This is a genomic window from Pseudonocardia sp. EV170527-09 (genome assembly GCF_008369905.1).
Classification (GTDB): domain Bacteria; phylum Actinomycetota; class Actinomycetes; order Mycobacteriales; family Pseudonocardiaceae; genus Pseudonocardia.
Window position 1 is genome coordinate 1 of record NZ_VRMC01000011.1, and the last position, 18,252, is coordinate 18,252.

22 protein-coding genes are annotated in these 18,252 nt (G+C 72.4%); 9 read left to right on the forward strand and 13 right to left on the reverse strand.

Translation table 11 applies throughout. The features are described 5' to 3' along the window. A partial coding sequence (locus tag FVA95_RS04930; RefSeq protein ID WP_149663143.1) for a transposase occupies positions 1 to 284 on the forward strand: 284 nt, incomplete at its 5' end. 26 nt (positions 285 to 310) lie between these two features. Here the strand turns inward: FVA95_RS04930 and FVA95_RS30725 are convergent. Then, positions 311 to 481, reverse strand: a complete 171-nt coding sequence (locus FVA95_RS30725; RefSeq protein WP_161992200.1) for a hypothetical protein — start codon at positions 479 to 481, stop codon at positions 311 to 313. Between the two features lie 73 nt (positions 482 to 554). On the opposite strand from FVA95_RS30725, the gene FVA95_RS04935 reads away from it, so the two are divergent. Further along, positions 555 to 1,502 carry a LysR family transcriptional regulator gene (locus FVA95_RS04935; RefSeq protein WP_149663144.1) on the forward strand — a complete coding sequence of 316 codons (948 nt, stop codon included), beginning with the start codon at positions 555 to 557 and terminating at the stop codon, positions 1,500 to 1,502. 94 nt (positions 1,503 to 1,596) lie between these two features. Here FVA95_RS04935 and FVA95_RS04940 read toward each other — a convergent pair whose 3' ends face one another. From FVA95_RS04940 to dop, 6 genes are all read right to left on the reverse strand, one after another. Further along, on the reverse strand, positions 1,597 to 2,622 hold the full coding sequence (locus FVA95_RS04940; RefSeq protein ID WP_149663145.1) for an LLM class flavin-dependent oxidoreductase: 1,026 nt from the start codon (positions 2,620 to 2,622) through the stop codon (positions 1,597 to 1,599). 95 nt (positions 2,623 to 2,717) lie between these two features. Beyond that, positions 2,718 to 3,149: a hypothetical protein gene (locus FVA95_RS04945; RefSeq protein ID WP_060711847.1), complete on the reverse strand. Its 432-nt coding sequence runs from the start codon at positions 3,147 to 3,149 to the stop codon at positions 2,718 to 2,720. A gap of 83 nt (positions 3,150 to 3,232) precedes the next feature. Beyond that, the gene (gene prcA, locus FVA95_RS04950) at positions 3,233 to 4,048 is read right to left on the reverse strand and encodes a proteasome subunit alpha (protein WP_149663146.1); all 816 of its coding nucleotides are present in this window, start codon (positions 4,046 to 4,048) and stop codon (positions 3,233 to 3,235) included. 40 nt (positions 4,049 to 4,088) lie between these two features. Beyond that, positions 4,089 to 4,976, reverse strand: coding sequence for a proteasome subunit beta (prcB, locus tag FVA95_RS04955; RefSeq protein WP_149663147.1), 888 nt, complete (start codon positions 4,974 to 4,976; stop codon positions 4,089 to 4,091). A gap of 165 nt (positions 4,977 to 5,141) precedes the next feature. Continuing rightward, positions 5,142 to 5,339, reverse strand: a complete 198-nt coding sequence (locus FVA95_RS04960) for a ubiquitin-like protein Pup (RefSeq protein ID WP_020626587.1) — start codon at positions 5,337 to 5,339, stop codon at positions 5,142 to 5,144. A 118-nt stretch (positions 5,340 to 5,457) separates the two neighbouring features. Continuing rightward, the gene (gene dop / locus FVA95_RS04965; RefSeq protein ID WP_075311775.1) at positions 5,458 to 6,966 is read right to left on the reverse strand and encodes a depupylase/deamidase Dop; all 1,509 of its coding nucleotides are present in this window, start codon (positions 6,964 to 6,966) and stop codon (positions 5,458 to 5,460) included. A 109-nt stretch (positions 6,967 to 7,075) separates the two neighbouring features. Between dop and FVA95_RS04970 the strand changes: the two genes are divergently transcribed. Both FVA95_RS04970 and FVA95_RS04975 read left to right on the forward strand, forming a co-directional pair. Further along, the gene (locus FVA95_RS04970) at positions 7,076 to 7,633 is read left to right on the forward strand and encodes an NUDIX domain-containing protein (protein ID WP_205015761.1); all 558 of its coding nucleotides are present in this window, start codon (positions 7,076 to 7,078) and stop codon (positions 7,631 to 7,633) included. Positions 7,634 to 7,799: 166 nt separating this feature from the next. Beyond that, complete coding sequence (locus FVA95_RS04975; RefSeq protein ID WP_020626584.1) at positions 7,800 to 7,994, forward strand: hypothetical protein; 195 nt, start codon at positions 7,800 to 7,802, stop codon at positions 7,992 to 7,994. Positions 7,995 to 8,055: 61 nt separating this feature from the next. Here the strand turns inward: FVA95_RS04975 and lpdA are convergent, their stop codons facing one another. Both lpdA and FVA95_RS04985 read right to left on the reverse strand, forming a co-directional pair. Next, entirely contained in the window at positions 8,056 to 9,459 is a 1,404-nt protein-coding gene (lpdA, locus tag FVA95_RS04980) for a dihydrolipoyl dehydrogenase (RefSeq protein ID WP_149663149.1), read from the reverse strand. Positions 9,460 to 9,468: 9 nt separating this feature from the next. After that, entirely contained in the window at positions 9,469 to 9,987 is a 519-nt protein-coding gene (locus FVA95_RS04985; protein ID WP_020626582.1) for a MarR family winged helix-turn-helix transcriptional regulator, read from the reverse strand. A gap of 90 nt (positions 9,988 to 10,077) precedes the next feature. On the opposite strand from FVA95_RS04985, the gene FVA95_RS04990 reads away from it, so the two are divergent. Both FVA95_RS04990 and FVA95_RS04995 read left to right on the forward strand, forming a co-directional pair. Then, positions 10,078 to 10,638 carry a YceI family protein gene (locus FVA95_RS04990; RefSeq protein ID WP_149663150.1) on the forward strand — a complete coding sequence of 187 codons (561 nt, stop codon included), beginning with the start codon at positions 10,078 to 10,080 and terminating at the stop codon, positions 10,636 to 10,638. 75 nt (positions 10,639 to 10,713) lie between these two features. Continuing rightward, a complete protein-coding gene (locus FVA95_RS04995; RefSeq protein WP_205015762.1) occupies positions 10,714 to 11,469 on the forward strand; it encodes a helix-turn-helix domain-containing protein in 756 nt (251 codons plus the stop codon). Here the strand turns inward: FVA95_RS04995 and FVA95_RS05000 are convergent. Further along, complete coding sequence (locus FVA95_RS05000; RefSeq protein WP_149663151.1) at positions 11,466 to 12,425, reverse strand: LysR family transcriptional regulator; 960 nt, start codon at positions 12,423 to 12,425, stop codon at positions 11,466 to 11,468. The two genes, FVA95_RS04995 and FVA95_RS05000, sit on opposite strands and share 4 nt — an antisense overlap. A gap of 110 nt (positions 12,426 to 12,535) precedes the next feature. On the opposite strand from FVA95_RS05000, the gene FVA95_RS05005 reads away from it, so the two are divergent. The 3 genes from FVA95_RS05005 to FVA95_RS05015 are packed head-to-tail and all read left to right on the forward strand — an operon-like array spanning position 12,536 to position 15,455. After that, positions 12,536 to 13,837 carry a CitMHS family transporter gene (locus tag FVA95_RS05005; protein ID WP_149663152.1) on the forward strand — a complete coding sequence of 434 codons (1,302 nt, stop codon included), beginning with the start codon at positions 12,536 to 12,538 and terminating at the stop codon, positions 13,835 to 13,837. A 9-nt stretch (positions 13,838 to 13,846) separates the two neighbouring features. Further along, positions 13,847 to 15,148, forward strand: a complete 1,302-nt coding sequence (locus FVA95_RS05010; protein ID WP_149663153.1) for an acyclic terpene utilization AtuA family protein — start codon at positions 13,847 to 13,849, stop codon at positions 15,146 to 15,148. Next, positions 15,135 to 15,455 carry a hypothetical protein gene (locus FVA95_RS05015; protein ID WP_149663154.1) on the forward strand — a complete coding sequence of 107 codons (321 nt, stop codon included), beginning with the start codon at positions 15,135 to 15,137 and terminating at the stop codon, positions 15,453 to 15,455. Before FVA95_RS05010 ends, FVA95_RS05015 begins: the two co-directional genes overlap by 14 nt. A gap of 18 nt (positions 15,456 to 15,473) precedes the next feature. On the opposite strand, the gene FVA95_RS05020 is transcribed toward FVA95_RS05015, so the two are convergent. From FVA95_RS05020 to arc, 3 genes are all read right to left on the reverse strand, one after another. Continuing rightward, entirely contained in the window at positions 15,474 to 15,872 is a 399-nt protein-coding gene (locus tag FVA95_RS05020; protein WP_149663155.1) for a VOC family protein, read from the reverse strand. A gap of 54 nt (positions 15,873 to 15,926) precedes the next feature. Next, positions 15,927 to 16,073, reverse strand: a complete 147-nt coding sequence (locus FVA95_RS31475) for a hypothetical protein (RefSeq protein ID WP_020624749.1) — start codon at positions 16,071 to 16,073, stop codon at positions 15,927 to 15,929. A gap of 157 nt (positions 16,074 to 16,230) precedes the next feature. After that, positions 16,231 to 18,051, reverse strand: a complete 1,821-nt coding sequence (arc, locus tag FVA95_RS05025; protein WP_149663156.1) for a proteasome ATPase — start codon at positions 18,049 to 18,051, stop codon at positions 16,231 to 16,233. Positions 18,052 to 18,252: the final 201 nt, after the last annotated feature.

Here is an 18,252-nt window from a genome sequence, read left to right on the forward strand (position 1 = left end):
TGCCGTTCCTCGACTACGACATCGAGGTCCGGAGGGTGATCTGTACGACGAACGCGATCGAATCGTTGAACGCCCGCTACCGGCGAGCGGTCCGAGCGCGAGGGCATTTCCCCAGCGAGCAGGCCGCGATGAAATGTCTGTACCTTGTCACCCGCAGCCTCGTCACCCGCAGCCTCGACCCGACCGGACGAGGCCACACCCGATGGATGATGCGCTGGAAGCCAGTCCTCAACGCCTTCGCCATCACTTTCGGTGACCGCTGGCCGGGCGCCGAGCACTACTGACAACATCGCCGGAACCACCGTTCTCGTTACAGACCCACGGACCCCAGCACGACCAGGGCGAGCACGCACCGCCAGAACGACGCCGTCGCCGGGTCGGTACCCGCCATCGCGACGAGGATGCCGGTCCAGGCCAGGACGGAGGCGCCGGCGAGCAGGAGCAGGGCGGAGTGCGGGTCGGGGGCGGTGCGTGCGTTCACGTGATCCACGATCCCTCTCCGCACCGCGAAGATCCAATGATTGTTCCTACCCGATACCGCTAAGCTAGGCTTTGTGATTTCCTGGGACCGGCTGCGCGTGTTCGATGCCGTCGCCGAGCACGGCTCGGTCGGCGCCGCCGCGGCCGCACTGCACATCACCGGGCCGGCGGTGACCCAGCAGCTGCGCAAGCTCGAACGCGAGACCGGCACCCGGCTCGTCGAACCGGACGGGCGCGGCATCCGACTCACCGCCGCCGGGCACGTGCTGGCCGGGCACGCGGCCGCCGCGGCGGCGACCGTCGCCGGTGCCGAGCGCGACCTCGCCGCCCTGCACGACGACGCCGCCGGACCGCTGCGGATCGGCTCGGTCGCGAGCGCGCTGCGCACGCTGCTGCCCGAGGTCATCGACGGGCTGGCCGCCGCACACCCCCGGCTGGTCCCCACCGTCGACGACGGCGAGGTCGTCGACCTGCTGCCCGCCCTGCAGTCCCGCGACCTGGACGCGGTGCTCATGGAGAGCTGGACGCAGGCCCCGGCCCGGCTGCCCGCCGGGATCCGGGTGACCGCACTGGCCACCGAGCCCGCGATGCTCGCCGTCCCCGCCGACGACCCGCTCACCGGGCCCGACCCGGTGCCGCTGCGCACCCTGGCCGGGCGGGTGTGGACCTCCGGCCCGGTCGGCACCGAGCCCTACGCGGCGCTGCTGCAGCTGCTGCGCGGCGTCGGGTTCGAGCCGGACATCCGCTACCGGGTCGGTGACTTCGCCACCCAGCTGGCACTGGTCCGCGCGCGGCTCGCGATCGCGCTGGTCCCGGGCATGGCGGTGGCGGGGTCGGCCGTCCCCGGCGGCACCGGACCGGTCCCGGTCACGGCCGACGACGGCGTCCGGCTGCTCCCCTGCCGGCCCGCGGCGGGCCGCTCACTGGTGCTGGCCACCCGCGGGTCCGACGCCGACCTGCCCGCGCTGCGCGCCCTGGTCGACGGCCTGCGCGCCGCGGCGGCCCGCATCATCCCCACCTGACCGCAGCCCACCACCAGCCCGCACCCACACCCCCTGGCCGCCATCCACACCCGTCGCAACGGGTGTGGCTGCCCGGGGGCGGGTGTGGATCCGCTCAGGCGAGCATGTCGCGGACCATGGGGATCACGCGGGTGCCGTACAGCTCGACGGCACGGAGGCGGGCCGAGATCGGCTGCGGGCCGACGGTGTAGATCAGGTCGAAGCGCTGGGCGCCCAGCGACCGCACCGAGTCGGCGATGCGGCGGGCCACCGTCTCCGGGGACCCGACGTGCAGCGCCCCGCCGGAGATCTCGGCCTCGAACCGGGCGCGGTCCAGCGGGGGCCAGCCGCGCTGGGCACCGATCCGGTCCATCTGCGCCTTGTACGGGGCGAAGAAGATCTCCTTCGCCTCGGCGTCGGTGTCGGCGACGAAGCCCGGCGAGTGCATGCCCACCGGCTTCGCCGCGTGCCCGAACTGCTCGACGGCGCGGTGGTAGAGGTCGACGTAGGGCGCGAACCGTCCGGCGGGACCGCCGATGATGGCCAGCATCAGGCCGAGGTCGTGGCGGGCGGTGCGCACCACCGACTCCGGCGAGCCGCCGACGCCGACCCACACGGGCAGCCGGCGGCCCGTCGTCGGGAAGACCTCGAGGCCGTCGATCGCGGCGCGGGTCCCACCCGGCCAGGTCACCGGCTTCTCGTCGAGGAGCTGCACGAACAGCTCGAGCTTCTCCTCGAACAGCCGCTCGTAGTCGTCCATGGAGTAGCCGAACAGCGGGAAGGACTCGGTGAACGAGCCACGGCCCACGATCACCTCGGCGCGTCCGTCGGACAGCGCGTCGAGCGTGGCGAAACGCTGGTACACCCGCACCGGGTCGTCCGAGCTCAGCACGGTGACGCCGGAGGACAGCCGGATCCGGGAGGTCCGGGTCGCGATCCCGGCGAGCACCGTCTCCGGGGTGGAGATCGCGTACTCGGGGCGGTGGTGCTCCCCCAGCGCGACGACGTCGACGCCCACCCCGTCGGCCAACACCACCTCGTCGACGACCTGACGGATGGCCTGCGGGTGCGACAGCAGCGTCCCGTCGTCGCCCACCGGGACGTCGCCGAAGGTGTCCATGCCGAAGATGATCTCGCTCATCCGGTCCCCCAGTTGGTTGATGGCTCAATCATGCCACGGGTTCCACGGGCCGGAGGCACCGCACGGCAGGGGGCGCCGGTCGAGCCCCGACGGGACTAGCGCTCGCGGGCCCCCAGGCGACGCAGCAGGTTCGCTCCGAACCGGTCCCCGGTCACGTCCATCGTCGCCTTCATCGTGCGGGTCACCACCGGCGCCGCGAGCCGCGACAGCGGCATGTCGACGTCGACGGTCAGCGAGATCTCCAGATGTGTCGCGGGCGTGCCGTCCGGTTCCGGCTCGGCGTCGCTCAACGCGTAGTAGCCCTCCGCACCCGCCCACTCGGTGGCCCCGGCGGGCGGTGCGTGGGTGAACTCGATCCGCTTGCCCTCGACGAAGGTCATCCGCTCGGTGAACACCGGCTTGATGCCCACTCCGAGCACCGCGATTCGCACCATGTGCCAGCGCCACAGCTCGTAGCCGTCGACGGCCGCGTCCCGCGCGGAGTCGGCCTCGATCCGGTTGAGCAGCGGCGTCAACGTCGGCAGCACAGCGGGGTCGGTCAGGACGCGCCAGACGTCGTCACGCGAGGCCGTGACGACGGCCTCGGACGCGGTGGTCGCGGAGAAGCGGGTCAGGACGCCCCGTCCCCACCCAGCGCCCCACCGGCGGCCGGGCTGTCGTCCCCGCCCGCCACGTCGGGCTCCGGCTCCTCGGTGCCGCGGTTCACGGCCGGCAGCAGGTCCGCCAGCGCCGCACCCTCGAGACGACGGAAGGTCCGCCGCGGGCGGGTCCGGTCGAGCACCGCGACCTCGAGCGCCTCGGCACCCAGGACCCGCGGCTGTGCGTTCGCGCCGTTGCCGGGCGACGCCGGGTCCGCCCCGGGCACCTGCAGCCCGCCGAGCGCGACCTCGATCGCCGCGCCCAGCTCCAGGCCGTGCGCGTAGGTCTCGGAGAGCTTCTGGGAGATCGGCTCGGTCTGCCCGCCCATGACGACGAACCGCGGCTCGTCGGTGATCGAGCCGTCGTAGGTGATCCGGTACAGCTGGTCCCCGGAGGCCTCGACACCCACCTCGGCGACGCACAGTTCCACCTCGAACGGCTTCTGCTGCTCGACGAACGCCGTGCCCAGCGCCTGGGCGTAGGCGTTGGCCAGCATCCGGCCGGTCACGTCGCGCCGGTCGTAGGTGAACCCGCGGAAGTCGGCCATCCGGATCCCGCCGGTGCGCAGGTTCTCGAACTCGTTGTACCGGCCGACCGCGGCGAAGCCGATCTTGTCGTAGATCTCGGAGACCTTGTGCAGGGCCGTCGACCGGTTCTCCGCGACGAACAGCACGCCACCGGCGTAGGTCAGCACGACCACGCTGCGGCCGCGCGAGATGCCCTTGCGGGCCAGCTCGGAACGGTCGCGCAGCAGCTGGTCGACGGAGGAGTAGAACGGCATCGTCATGGGGAGGCGCTCCAGGCTCGTGCTTCGTGCGGGGAGGGGGTCAGCGGGACGGGCCGCCCGGGCGCTCCCGGCGCCCGGCGATCACCTGGTCGACGACGGCGGCGATCTCGGCCTCGTCGCGGCGCACGGCGCCCTCGGCGGTGATGCCGACGACCACCGGGTAGATGCGCCGCACCGTGTCCGGCCCACCGGTGGCGGTGTCGTCGTCCGCGGCGTCGTAGAGCGCCTCGATCGCGGTGCGCACCGCACCGTCGAAGTCCGCGGCCGGGTCGTGCAGCTTCTTCAGCGAGGACTTGGCGAACACCGAGCCCGATCCCACGGCGTGGAAGCCGAGGTTCTCGTCGTACCGGCCGCCGGTGGGATCGAAGGTGACGATCCGGCCGGCCTGGGCCGGGTCGGCGGCGTCGGTGTCGTAGCCCGCGAACAGCGGGACGACGACGAAGCCCTGCATCGCCGCGCCCAGGTTCTGGCGGACCATCCCCGCGAGCTTGTTGGCCTTGCCGTCCAGCGAGAGCGGGACACCCTCGAGCTTCTCGTAGTGCTCGAGGTCCACCGAGAACAGCCGGACCATCTCCAGCGCGATCCCCGCGGAGCCGGCGATGCCGACCGCGGAGTGGGTGTCGGTGACGAACACCTTCTCGATGTCGCGCTGGGCGATCACGTTGCCCGCGGTCGCGCGCCGGTCACCGGCGATCACGACGCCGCCGGAGAACAGCAGCGCGACGATCGTGGTGCCGTGCGGGACGCCCAGGGCGTCGGCGGAGGTGCCGGGACCGGCTGTCCGGTCCCGGCCCGCGCCGGGGAGCAGGTGCGGGGCCGCGCCGCCGACGAAGTCGGAGAACGACTGCGACCCGGTCAGGAAGGTGCCGAGCTGACCCGTGTGGTGCCCGGGCACCAGCCCGGAGGTGACCGACGGCCGGAACTCCATCTCTCGGACGTGCCTTTCGTTCGAACTGCGTGCGCCGGGGGTCCCGCTCCCCCACCTCGGCGGGGGTCGGCGGCCCTTCCGGCACGGCCGGGCCCGCAGGTGCGGACCCGGCCGGGACGGTACTGCTGGTGCCGGGGTGCGGCACGGTGAATGGCCCCGTGGAGCTCACTCACCGCCCTTCTGCACGTAGGACCGCACGAAGTCCTCCGCGTTCTCCTCCAGCACGTCGTCGATCTCGTCGAGGATGGTGTCGACGTCCTCACCGAGCTTCTCGCGGCGCTCCTGGCCGGATCCGGACGCGTTCTCGCCGGACTCGTCGTCTCCGTCGCCGCCACCCTGGCGCTTGGTCTGCTCCTGGGACATGACGCTCCTCCTTGCAGATCTCCTCGCAGAGAATTGCCTGCGTGTTCACCCTACCTACCGGGGGCGACAAAATCGCCTGTTGCGCAGCGGCGTGTGATCCGCTTCCCGGCGGGACGGCTCAGGAGGCGGTGAGCTTGTCGACCAGCTCCTCGGCCGTCGACACCGCCTCGAACAGCTCCCCCACGTGCTTGCGGGTTCCGCGCAGCGGCTCCAGCGTCGGGATCCGGACCAGGGACTCGCGCCCCAGGTCGAAGATCACCGAGTCCCACGACGCGGCGGCGACCTCGACCGGGAACCGGCCCATGCAGGTGCCGCGGAAGTAGGCCCGGGTGTCCTCGGGCGGCTCCGTCATCGCCGCGGCGACCTGCTCCTCGGTGACCAGCCGCCGCATCGACCCTCGGGTGACCAGCCGGTTGTAGAGGCCCTTCGCCAGCCGGACGTCGGAGTACTGCAGGTCGACCATCCCGAGCCGGCCCGACGCCCAGGTCAGGCCGTCGCGCTCGCGGTAGGCCTCGAGCAGCTTGAGCTTGGCCGTCCAGTCGAGCCGGTCGGCGGTCAGCATCGGGTCGCGCTCCAGGTCGACCAGCACCGACTCCCACTCCTCCACGACCTCGCGGGTGTCGGGGTCCCACTCCTCGCGGCGCGGGGAGACCGTCTGCTCCAGGTGCTCGACCGCGCGGGCCAGGTACTCCTGCTGGATCTGCACCGCGGTGAGGTGACGGCCGTCGGCCAGCGGGACGGTCCGCTGCAGCGTCGGGTCGTGGCTGATCCGCGAGACCGACTTCACCGGCTCGGCCAGGCGCAGGTCCTCGAACGAGCGCCCCTTCTCGATCATGTCGAGGACCAGGGCGGTGGTGCCGACCTTGAGCAGCGTCGCGACCTCGGACAGGTTCGCGTCGCCGATGATGACGTGCAGGCGGCGGTACTTGTCGGCGTCGGCGTGCGGCTCGTCGCGGGTGTTGATGATGCCGCGCTTGAGCGTGGTCTCCAGGCCGACCTCGACCTCGACGTAGTCCGAGCGCTGGGCGATCTGGTAGCCGGCCTCGTCGCCCTGCTGGCCCAGGCCGACCCGGCCGGCACCGCAGACGACCTGGCGGGTCACGAAGAACGGGGTCAGCCCGGTGACGATCGACGGGAACGTCGTCGAGCGGGCCATCAGGTAGTTCTCGTGGGAGCCGTAGCTGGCGCCCTTGCCGTCGACGTTGTTCTTGTACAGCTGCATCCGCGGCGCGCCCGGCACGGTGGCCGCGCGGTTCGCCGCCTCCAGCATGATCCGCTCGCCGGCCTTGTCCCAGGTCACGACATCGCGCGGGGACAGGACCTCGGGCGTGGAGTACTCCGGGTGGGCGTGGTCGACGTAGAACCGCGCACCGTTGGTGAGGATGACGTTCGCCGCACCGAGGTCGTCGAGGTCGGTGTCGAGCTGCGGCGCCAGCGACGGCGCCGACAGGTCGAACCCGCGGGCGTCGCGCAGCGGCGACTCGACCTCGTAGTCCCAGCGCGCCCGACGGTTGCGGGGCACGTCCGCCGCGGCGGCGTAGGCGAGCACCACCTGCGTCGAGGTGACGACGGGGTTCGCGGTGGGGTCACCCGGCACGGCGATGCCGTACTCCACCTCGGTGCCCATGATCCGGCGGGCCGTCACGACCGGCCCCCTGCGCGAGAGTGCATTGCACGAGACTAACCGTCCGCGCCCCGGTCCGGGGTGCACCGCGGCCCGGCGGGATCATCGTGGCGTGACCGATCCCGCACGTGAGCGCCTGACCGTCTTCGACGACGAGGGCACGCCCACCGGCGTCGCCGAGCGCGGCGAGGTCTACGCGCGCTCGCTGTGGCACGCGACGACGGCGGTCCTGCTCCGCTCGGCCGACGGCACGCGGGCCTACGTGCACCGGCGCACCGACACCAAGCTGGTCATGGCGGGGATGTGGGACTGCCTGGCCGGCGGGGTCCTCGACGAGGGCGAGACGCCCGACGCCGGCGCCGCCCGCGAGCTGGGCGAGGAGCTCGGCGTGACCGGCGTGCCGCTGGAGAAGCTCGCCGTGGTCCCCTTCGACGCCGCCGCGCTGGGCGTCGACACCGGGCCCGGCACCGGCCCGGACGGGCTGCGGGCCCACGTGCACGTCTACCGCGCCTTCTCCGACGGCCCGGTGACCCACCAGCCCTCGGAGGTGGCCGAGGGCGGCTGGTGGACCCTCGACGAGCTGGTGGCCCGGGTCGGCACCCCGGACCGGCCCTGGGTCCCCGACGGCCTCTACGTCACCCGCCTCCTCCTGACAGATCTCGTCCGTTAAAGTCCTCGGGCCAGCGCGTTTACCAGTGGGTAACATATGTCACCCACACCGGTACCTGAATCGGTCCATGCCGAGCGGGTCGCGCGACGCCACCCCGGGAAGGGCCCAGCGTGAGGCCTCCCCGACGGACCACCACACCCACCACGCGACAGTTCCAGGAGCCACCATGGTCAGCATCTCGGTCTCGGCCCGATCCCTCGCCGCCGCCAGGCTGATCGATCCCGATGTCAACACCGCCGCCGTGCAGGCCGCGGTGGAGGCGGCACTGGCCGCCGAGCGGCACGAGCAGCGCGTCGCCGCGAGCTCGACCACGCGTCGCGAGCACACGGCCCGGCGCGAGCCGGACGCCCGCAGGTCCTGACCCCCGGTACGCCGACGGGCCCGCACCCCGGGGTGGGGATGCGGGCCCGTCGCGGCCGTCGTCAGAAGTTGATCATGTGGCCGGCCAGGCCGTGGATCGCCTCCTGCAGGCACTCCGACAGGGTCGGGTGCGCATGCACGTTGCGCGCCATCTCGTGGACGGTCAGGTCCCACTTCTGGGCCAGGGTCAGCTCGGGCAGCAGCTCGGTCGCCTCGGCGCCGATGATGTGCCCGCCGAGCAGCTCGCCGTAGGTGTCGTCGGCGATCAGCTTCACGAAGCCTGCCGGCTCGGCCAGGCCGTGCGCCTTGCCGTTCGCGGTGAACGGGAAGGTCGCGGTGTTGACCTTCCAGCCCTTCTCGTCGGCCAGCTGCCGGGCCTCGGCCTCGGTGTAGCCGAACGACGCGACCTGCGGATTGCAGAAGGTCGCGCGCGGCATCATCTTGTAGTCCAGCTCCTGGGTCTCGGCGCCCGCCAGGGTCTCGGCGGCGACGATGCCCTGCGCCTCGGCGACGTGGGCGAGCATGAGCTTGGCGGTGACGTCACCGATCGCGTAGACGTGCTCCACGCTGGTGCGCATGTAGTCGTCGATCTCGATCGCGCCGCGCTCGGTGAGGTTCACGCCGAGCTTGTCCAGGCCGTAGCCGTCGACCCGGGGCGCGAAGCCGATGGCCTGCACGACCTTGTCCGCGCGCAGCTCCTCGCTGCCCTTGGCGGAGGAGACCGAGACGGTGACGCCCTTGCCGTCGTCGGTGATGGACTCGACCTTGGTGGAGGTCCGCACCGTGACGCCGAGCTTCTTGTAGGCCTTGGCCAGCTCCTTGGACACGTCCGCGTCCTCGAGCGGGAGCAGGCGGTCCAGGTACTCGACGATGGTGACGTCGACGCCGTAGTTCGCCAGCACGAACGCGAACTCGACGCCGATCGCACCGGCACCGGCGATGATCACGCTCTCCGGCAGCTCACGGGTGAGGATCTGCTCCTCGTAGGTGACGACACGGTCGGAGAGCTCCGTGCCCGGCAGCAGCTTGACCGTGGACCCCGCCGCGATGATCACGTCGTCGTAGGTGACGGTCTCGTTGCCGCCCTTCGACAGCTCGACCTCGATCTCGCCCGGCTTGGTGAACCGGCCGAACCCGTCGAACTCGGTGATCTTGTTCTTCTTCATCAGGAAGTGCACGCCCTTGACGCGCCCGTCCGCGACCGAACGGCTGCGGTCGAAGGCGGCGCCGAAGTCGAGCGACACCTCACCGGACAGGCCGAAGGTCTTCTGCTCCTTGGTGACGATGTGCGCGATCTCGGCGTTGCGCAGCAGCGCCTTGGACGGGATGCAGCCCACGTTGAGACAGACACCGCCCCAGTACTTCTCCTCGATCACCGCCACACTGCGGCCGAGCTGGGCGGCACGGATGGCCGCCACGTATCCACCGGGTCCGGCTCCGAGTACGACGACGTCGAAATGAGGCATGTGCCCAGCCTAGGACGCCTGAGCCGGGCTCGGGCCGTCCGGTCCCGAGTCCCGGGTCACCGGCCACTCCCCGCCACCGGACAGGTGGGCGACGACGGCCTCGCAGGCCTCGCGCAACCCGGCCTGCTGAGCAGGGGTCAGGCCGTCGAACACCGCCTCGCGGACGCTCTCGACGTGGTCCGGGGCGGCGCCGGCCAGGACCTCGAAGCCGCGGTCGGTCAGATGGGCGAGCTGGCCACGCCGGTCGGTGGGGCACGACCGCCGTTCGATCCAGCCCGCCTCCTCCATCCGGGCCACCGCGTGCGACACCCGGCTGCGCGAGGACAGCGCGGAGTCCGCGAGGACGCTCATCCGCAGGGTCCGCTCCGGCGCCTCGGACAGCCGGACCAGGATCTCGTAGTAGGCCTGGGGCATCCCGGCCCCGGACTGCAGCCGTCGCTCGACCTTCTCCGAGACCAGCCGCTGCGCGGCCAGGAAGGCGCGCCAGGTGCGCTGCTCCTCGTCGTCGAGCCAGCGTGTGTGACCCACAGCACCCTCCGAAACATTTGGACGTTCGATCCGTTGGTTCTAGTATCGCTCTCAACAAGTGAGAGTTCAACTAGTTCTTCGGGAGAGATCATGACCACCGCCACCGCCATCCCCGGCTACGTCGTCGGCACCTGGGACATCGACGCTGCGCACTCCGACGTCTCCTTCTCCGTCCGTCACATGATGGTCAGCAAGGTCCGGGGCCGTTTCACCGGTGTGACCGGCGAGCTCGTCACCGCCGAACGCTTCCAGGACTCCAGCGTGACCGCGACCGTGGACGCCACCTCGATCACGACCGGCCAGGAGCAGCGCGACGGCCACATCCGCTCCGCCGACTTCTTCGACGTGGAGAAGTACCCGGAGTGGACCTTCCGCTCCACCGGCCTCGTCGCCAAGGGCGGCGACGACTACGTCCTGGCCGGCGACCTGACCATCAAGGGCGTCACCCGCCCCGTCGAGTTCGCCCTCGAGGTCAACGGCTTCGGCCCGGACGCCTACGGCGGCACCCGCGCCGGCTTCACCGCGACCACCACCATCAAGCGCTCGGAGTTCGGTGTCGACATCGAGATGCCGATGGACGGCGGCGGCGTCGTGGTCGGCGACAAGGTCAGCGTCGAGCTGGAGATCGAGGCGGTCCTGCGCGCCTCCTGAGCTCCGCACACGCGGCCACGGCCCCGGACCGGCGACGCCGGTACCGGGGCCGTGCCGCGTCCGTAGGCTGGCGCGGTGCGCAGCTACGCCGAGACGCCCCCGACCGGACCGCTGCGCGCCGTCGTCGAGGTGGCCTGGCAGGCACGCTCGGGTGCCGAGCCGCACACCCAGCGGGTGCTGCCCGACGGCTGCATGGACCTCCTCCTGTCCGGTGGTGACGTCGTCGTCGCCGGACCGGACACCACCGCGCACCTCGCCGCCTCGCCCGCGGGCGGGGTGACCACCGGCCTGCGGTTCCGTTCCGGCGCCCTCCCGGCCCTGCTGGGCGTCCCGGCGGACGCGCTGCGCGACCGCCGCGTCCCCCTCTCCGAGGTGCTCGACCCCGGACGGCGCAGGCTGCTCCGACCCGACGCCCCCGGGACCGGCGGCGACCGCAGGGGCGACGTCGTGTGGCTCGCCCGGCTGGCACTCGCCCTGCGCACGGCCGCCGTGGACCGTCCGACGCCCGCCCCGCTGCCCCACGCCGCGCTGGGCGCCCTGGCCGGGGGCGTGCCCGCCGCCGAGCTGGCCGACCGGCTCGGCGTCACCGCCCGCACGCTGCACCGGCGCTGCGTCGCCACCCTCGGCTACGGCCCGGCCGTCGCGCGGCGGGTGCTGCGCTTCCGGGCCGCGGCCGCCCTGCTGTACGACGGCGTCACCCCGGCCGAGGTCGCCGCCCGTACCGGCTACGCCGACCAGCCCCACCTGTCCCGCGAGGTCCGCGCCCTGGCCGGGGTGTCGCCGGGCTCGCTGCGGGCCGTCCCCGCCGCGGACGCCGACGACGTCCGCTAGCTCCCGTCGCCGGTGCCGGATGCCCCGTCCGGTGGCGCCCACCGGGCGTGCGCCGGCAGCGACGGACGCCGTGCGGAGCCGGTGAGCAGCCCGGCGAAGGCGGCGGCGGCCGGGACCGGCTGCCGTCCCCGCGGCAGGACCAGCGCGATCCGCCGTCGCACGACCGGGTCGGTCAGCGGGACCGCGGTCAGCCCGGCGAAACCGGTGAGCGGCACGACCAGCCCGGGGACCGCCGTCGCACCGAGGCCGGCGGCGACGAGACCCGCCACCGCGGCGATGTTGCGGGCCGCGAGGCCACGGCCGGGCCGGCATCCCGACTCGTCCAGGGCGCGGTCCACGTGCTGGCGGATGCTCGTGGAGGAGTCGAAGTCGACGAACTCGACGCCGTCGAGCTCGGCCCAGCGCAACGTGCTGCGCCCGGCGAGCGGATGGGTGGCGGGCACCAGAGCGCAGAACCGGTCGGCCGCCACCGGGGTGACCACGAGGTCGTCGGGGACACGGCCGTGCACCACGGTGACGGCGAGGTCGGCACGCCCCGAGCGCACCCGCGCGGTCACCTCGTCGGCCAGGGCGTCGGAGATCTCCGGGCGCACACCCGGCCGCTCCCGCCGGAACGCCGACACCACCCCGGGGAGCAGGATCGCGGCCAGCGAGGGCAGCGTCGCGATCCGCACGGTGCCCGCCCTCCCGTCCAGGACGTGTTCGACGTGGCGCAGCTCGGTCGCGACACCGTCCAGCGCCCGGCGGGCGGCCGCCACGACGGTCTCCCCCACCGGCGTCGGCTCCAGCCGCCGGGTGGTCCGCTCGAACAGCCGCACCCCGAGGAGCCGCTCCACGTCGGCGACCGTGCGGCTCAACGACGGCTGCGCGGTCCGCAGCACGGCCGAGGCCGCGGTGAACCCACCCGCCTCGTGTACCGCGACGACGGCCCTGAGCTGCTGCAACGTCAGATCCATGTGCCCACCGCATCAGTCCATCCGGATTCGGTCTTTGACGATCATAGGTCCGCGCGCGCACCGTTCCCCCGGGCCGACGCCGGTCCGCCCCGCCGACGAGGAGGTCGACGATGCTCGCCGCGATCGGATTCCTGACCATCGCCGTGTTCCTGGCGGCCGTGCTGTCCGGGCGGGTGTCGGTGCTCCTGGCGCTGACCGTCGTGCCCGCGGCCGCCGCCGTCGGCGCCGGGCTGGGCGGCGGGCTGGACGAGTACGTCGCGACCGGCCTGGAGACCGTCGCGCCGGTCGCCATCATGATCACCTTCGCGATCCTGTACTTCAGCCTGATGCTCGACACCGGGCTGTTCGACCCGGCGATCCGCCGGGTGGTCCGGTGGGCGGGCGGGGACCCGCTGAAGATCTGCGTCGGTACGGCCGCGCTGACCGTGCTCGTCGCCCTCGACGGTGACGGCGCCTCCACCTTCCTGATCATGGTGAGCGCCATGCTGCCGCTCTACGACCGGCTCGGCATGCGGCGGATCGTCCTGGCGGCGCTGGTGTGCCTCGGCGCCGGGGTGATGAACATGATCCCCTGGGGTGGCCCGACGGCACGGGCGATGGCCGCCCTCGACCTCACCGCCTCCGACGTGTTCGTGCCGCTGCTGCCCGCCATGGCCGCCGGCATCATCTGGGTGCTGGTCGCGGCCTGGGTGATCGGCCGCCGCGAGCGTGCCCGGCTCGGCGTCGTCGCGCTGCCCGAGCCCGCCGACGCGCCCGGGGCCGCCGAAGCACCCGCCGTGCGGTCGCGGGCCGACCGGGTCAGGTTCGTGGTCAATGTCGTGCTGACCCTGGCCCTGGTGGTGGTCCTGCTCCTGCAGCTGGCCGACCTGCCGGTGGTGTTCCTGTGCGCCTTCGTCGTCGCGCTGCTGGTCAACCGGCCCACCTGGGACGGCCAGCGCGCGCTGTTCGAGAAGCACGGCCACAACGTCGTGCTGGTGACCGCGATGATCTTCGCGGCGGGTGTGTTCACCGGTGTCCTCGGCGGCGCCGGGATGATCACCGCGATGGCGCAGTCGCTGGTCGGGCTCGTCCCCGACGGCGCGGGCGGAGCGCTACCGGTGGCGGTGGCGCTGACCTCGATGCCGCTCAGCCTGGTGTTCACCCCGGACGCCTACTACTTCGGTGTCCTGCCGGTGCTGGCGGAGACCTCGGTGGCGCTGGGCGGCGACCCCGCGGAGGTCGCCCGGGCCGCGATCCTGGGCCAGATGACCTCCGGGTTCCCGCTCAGCCCACTCACCGCCTCCACCTTCATCCTGCTGGGGCTCACCGCCGTCGAGCTGGGCCGCCACCAGCGGTTCGTGTTCGGGTGGGCGTTCGGCACCACCGCCGTCATGACCGTCGTCGCGCTGCTCACCGGCGCCCTGAGCATCTGAGGAGACCCGATGACCCGGACGAGCACCCGGATCGGCAGCGGTGCCGGCTTCGCCGGCGACCGGATCGAGCCTGCCGTCGACCTGGTCCGCCGCGGCGGGCTGGACGACCTCGTCCTGGAGTGCCTGGCCGAGCGCACCATCGCGCTCGGCCACCTCCGGCGTCTCGCCGACCCGGCCACCGGGTACGACCCACGGCTCGGACAGCGGCTGACGGCGCTGTTGCCGGACCTGCTGGCAGGTGGTGTCCGGCTGCTCACCAACATGGGCGCGGCGAACCCTCCCGCGGCCGGTCACATCGTCCGCGAGCACCTCGACGGTCTGGGGTCGGTGGCCCCGGTGGCCGTCGTGACCGGCGACGACGTGCTCGACGTGGTCGATCCGGCGGCACCCGCGGCCGAGGACGGTGTCCCGCTGGGTGAGCACGGGGAGCTGGTGTCGGCCAACGCCTATCTCGGAGCCGACGCGATCGCGCCCGCGCTGGACACCGGGGCCGCGGTGGTCGTCACCGGGCGGGTGGCGGATCCGTCGCTGTTCCTCGCGCCGTTGGCGCAGCGGCTCGGCTGGGACCTCGACCGCCCCGACCGGGCGGCCGCAGGCACCCTGGTGGGCCACCTGCTGGAGTGCGCAGGGCAGCTGACCGGCGGGTACGCCGCCGACCCCGGGCACCTCGACGTCCCCCGGCTGGCCGAGCTCGGGTTCCCGTTCGCCGACGTCGCCGCGGACGGGAGTGCCCACTACGGCAAGCTCGACGGCACCGGCGGCCGCCTCGACCGACACACGGTGCGCGAGCAGCTGCTCTACGAGGTGACCGACCCCACCGGGTACCGCACCCCCGACGTCGTCCTGGACCTGCGTGGCGTCTCCGTGGACCACGACGGCGCGGACCGGGTCCGCGTCTCCGGCGCCACCGGCCGCGCCCGCCCGGACGAGCTGAAGGTCAGCGTCGGCTACCGGGCCGGGCACCGCGTCGAGGCCGGGATCTCCTACGTGGGCCCGAACGCCGCCGCCCGGGCCCGGCTGGCCGCCGACGTGGTCGCCGAGCGGGTCCGCGGGCTCGCCGTCGCCCCCCGGATCGAGGTCCGCGGCGGCGACACCGACGCCCGGCTGCGGGTCGCGGCGCTGCACCGCGACCCGGGCCTGCTCGACGTCCTCGCCCACGAGGTCGAGGCGCTCTACACCAACGGCCCGGCGGGCGGGGGCGGCGTGCGTACCCGGCTCGACGAGGTCGTCGGTGTGCTGTCCACCCTCGTCCCCCGTGCGGCCGTCGTCCCGCGGGTCACCGTCCTGGAGGCCGGCCGTGCTGCTGCATGAGATCGCGCACTGTCGCGCGGGCGACAAGGGAACGGTGGCGACGCTGACGGTGGTCCCGCACGATGACGCGACCTACCCGCTGCTCGTCGCCGTGCTCACCCCGCAGCTGGTCCGGACGGGCCTGAGCCGCTGGGTCGGCGGCGAGGTCACCCGCTACGAGCTGCCCCGGGTGAGCTGTCTGCAGTTCGTCTGCACCGGGGTCCACGGCGGCGGGGTCACCGTGTCGACCCAGCTCGACACGCACGGCAAGTCGCTGTCGTCGCGGCTGCTCGCACTGGAGCTCCCCCTGCCGGCCGGCTCGCGGTGACGTGCTCCTCCGGGTCGGTCAGGCCCAGGCGAACAGGTCCAGCGACGACCCGTCGGGGTCGGCGACGGTCGCGTAGCGCTGGCCCCACGGGGCGTCGAACGGGTCCAGCACCGAGGTGTGCCCGGCCGCCGTGACCCGGCCCCACGCCTCGTCGACGGCGGCGGCGCTGGGCAAGCGGAACGCCAGCGCGACCCGGCCGTTGCCGACCGGCGCGACGCCCGGGTGGAAGCCCTCCACCGCCGACTGCAGGTCCAGGGCCAGCCTCAGGCCGCCGCGCAGGGTGGTCTCCACGTGCGTCTCGGTATCGGAGCCCTCGGGGAAGTCCAGCCCCAGCAGACGGTAGAAGGCCAGCGAACGGGTCATGTCGGTGACCACGATGCCGATCATGTCGAGCTCGGCGCCGATCGAGGTGTCCATGCCCACGACGCTAGGCCGCGGGCGGCCCGGCGTCGTGAACGGATCGGACAGGGGTCAGCGCTTGCCGCGGAAGCGCCGCAGCATGTCCTGTGCCTTCTGCCGGTTGCGCGGATCGCTCGCCATCCGCTTGGCCTGGTCGGTGTAGCGACGTCCCTGCGGGCTCTTCAGGAATGCGGTGATCCGCCCGATGATGCCGGCCATGTGTGGTCCTCCGTGGTGCGGGCCGCGACACGGACGTGCACGGCTCCCTGCACAGGATGCCCGTTTCGTCCGGCCCTCACTCCTCCGGGGCACCGCCACCGGACGCACGACGGGCCCCGCCGCGGGATGCGGCGGGGCCCGTGCGAGCAGAGCGTGCCTACAGGTACTGGCCGGTGTTCGACGCGGTGTCGATCGCGCGGCCGGTGGCGTCGTTCTTGCCGGTGACCAGGGTGCGGATGTAGACGATCCGCTCCCCCTTCTTACCCGAGATCCGCGCCCAGTCGTCGGGGTTGGTCGTGTTCGGGAGGTCCTCGTTCTCGGCGAACTCGTCGACGATCGCGTCCAGCAGGTGCTGGACCCGCAGGCCCGGCTGGCCGGACTCGAGCACCGCCTTGATCGCGGACTTCTTCCCGCGGTCGACGATGTTCTGGATCATCGCGCCGGAGTTGAAGTCCTTGAAGTAGAGCGTCTCCTTGTCACCGTTGGCGTAGGTGACCTCCAGGAACCGGTTCTCCTCGGACTCGTCGTACATCCGCTCGACGATCCGCTGGATCATCGCGGAGGTGCAGGCGCTCCGGTCCCCGCCGAACTCGGCCAGGTCGTCCTCGTGGATGGGCAGGGTGTCGGTGATGTACTTCGAGAAGATGTCGATCGCGCCCTCGGCGTCCGGACGTTCGATCTTGATCTTCACGTCGAGCCGGCCCGGGCGCAGGATGGCCGGGTCGATCATGTCCTCACGGTTCGAGGCGCCGATGACGATGACGTTCTCCAGGCCCTCGACGCCGTCGATCTCGGCGAGGAGCTGGGGGACGATCGTCGTCTCCACGTCGGAGGACACACCCGAACCACGGGTCCGGAAGATCGAGTCCATCTCGTCGAAGAACACGATCACCGGGGTGCCGGCGCTCGCCTTCTCCCGCGCGCGCTGGAAGATCAGCCGGATGTGCCGCTCGGTCTCGCCGACGAACTTGTTGAGCAGCTCGGGGCCCTTGATGTTGAGGAAGAACGCGCGGCCCTCGTCCGGGTCGTCGCCCCGCTGCTTGGCGATCTTCTTCGCCAGCGAGTTCGCGACGGCCTTCGCGATGAGCGTCTTCCCGCAGCCGGGCGGCCCGTAGAGCAGCACGCCCTTGGGCGGACGCAGCTCGTACTGGGTGAAGAGCTCGGTGTGCAGGAACGGCAGCTCGACCGCGTCCTGGATCTGCTCGATCTGCCGGGTCAGGCCACCGATGTCGGAGTAGGCGATGTCCGGGACCTCCTCCAGCACGAGGTCCTCGACCTCGGCCTTGGCGACCCGTTCGTAGGCGTAGCCCGCCCGCGAGTCGACCATGACCGAGTCACCGGACTTGAGCGGGCTGGTGCCCTCCTCCTGCCCGAGCTCGAACAGCGGCGCAGCCAGCCAGACGACGCGCTCCTCGTCGGAGTGGCCGACGACCAGACCGCGACCGGCCGACCCGTCCTCCCCCGGACGGGAGATGATCTCCCGCAGCGAGTAGAGGTCACCGACCTGCTCGAAGCCCATGGCCTCGACCACGGTGAGTGCTTCGTTGAGCCGGACGGACTGGCCGCTGCGCAGCGTCTCGCCCTCGACCGCCGGGGACACGGGAACCCGCATCCGGCGGCCGGAGGTGAAGACGTCGACCGTGTCGTCGTCGTACCGGCCGAGGAAGACCCCGTAGCCGGACGGCGGCTGCGCGAGCCGGTCCACCTCCTCGCGGAGCGCGACCAGCTGGCCGCGGGCCTCCTTGAGGGTCTCGGTCAGCTTCTCGTTCCGAGCGTTGAGCGCGGACAGCCGGCTCGTGGTCTCGGCGAGACGCTGTTCCAGCACTCGGGCGTGCCGGGGCGTCTCGGTCAGCCGTTGACGCAGTGTGGAGATCTCGTGCTCGAGGTGACGGATGTGCTCGGCGGTCTCAGCGGGGCTGAGGTCGCGGTCAGACTGGAAACCCTGGTTGCCGGGACCGTCGTCGTAGGGGTGGTTCACGGCAGCCTCCCTCCGTGTTCCGTCTCACCACGGTACCCGTGACGGGTGACCGCGACGGTGCGTCGAACCGGTGATCCGGGCCTCAGCCGGTCGGCACCATGTGGTCACTCTGCGGCTTCGCGGGCGTCACCGCCACGTCCACACGGAGGGTAGTTCGTAACGTTCTCGTTCCGCGCTCGGGCGCGTCGCGGTCACCATCCG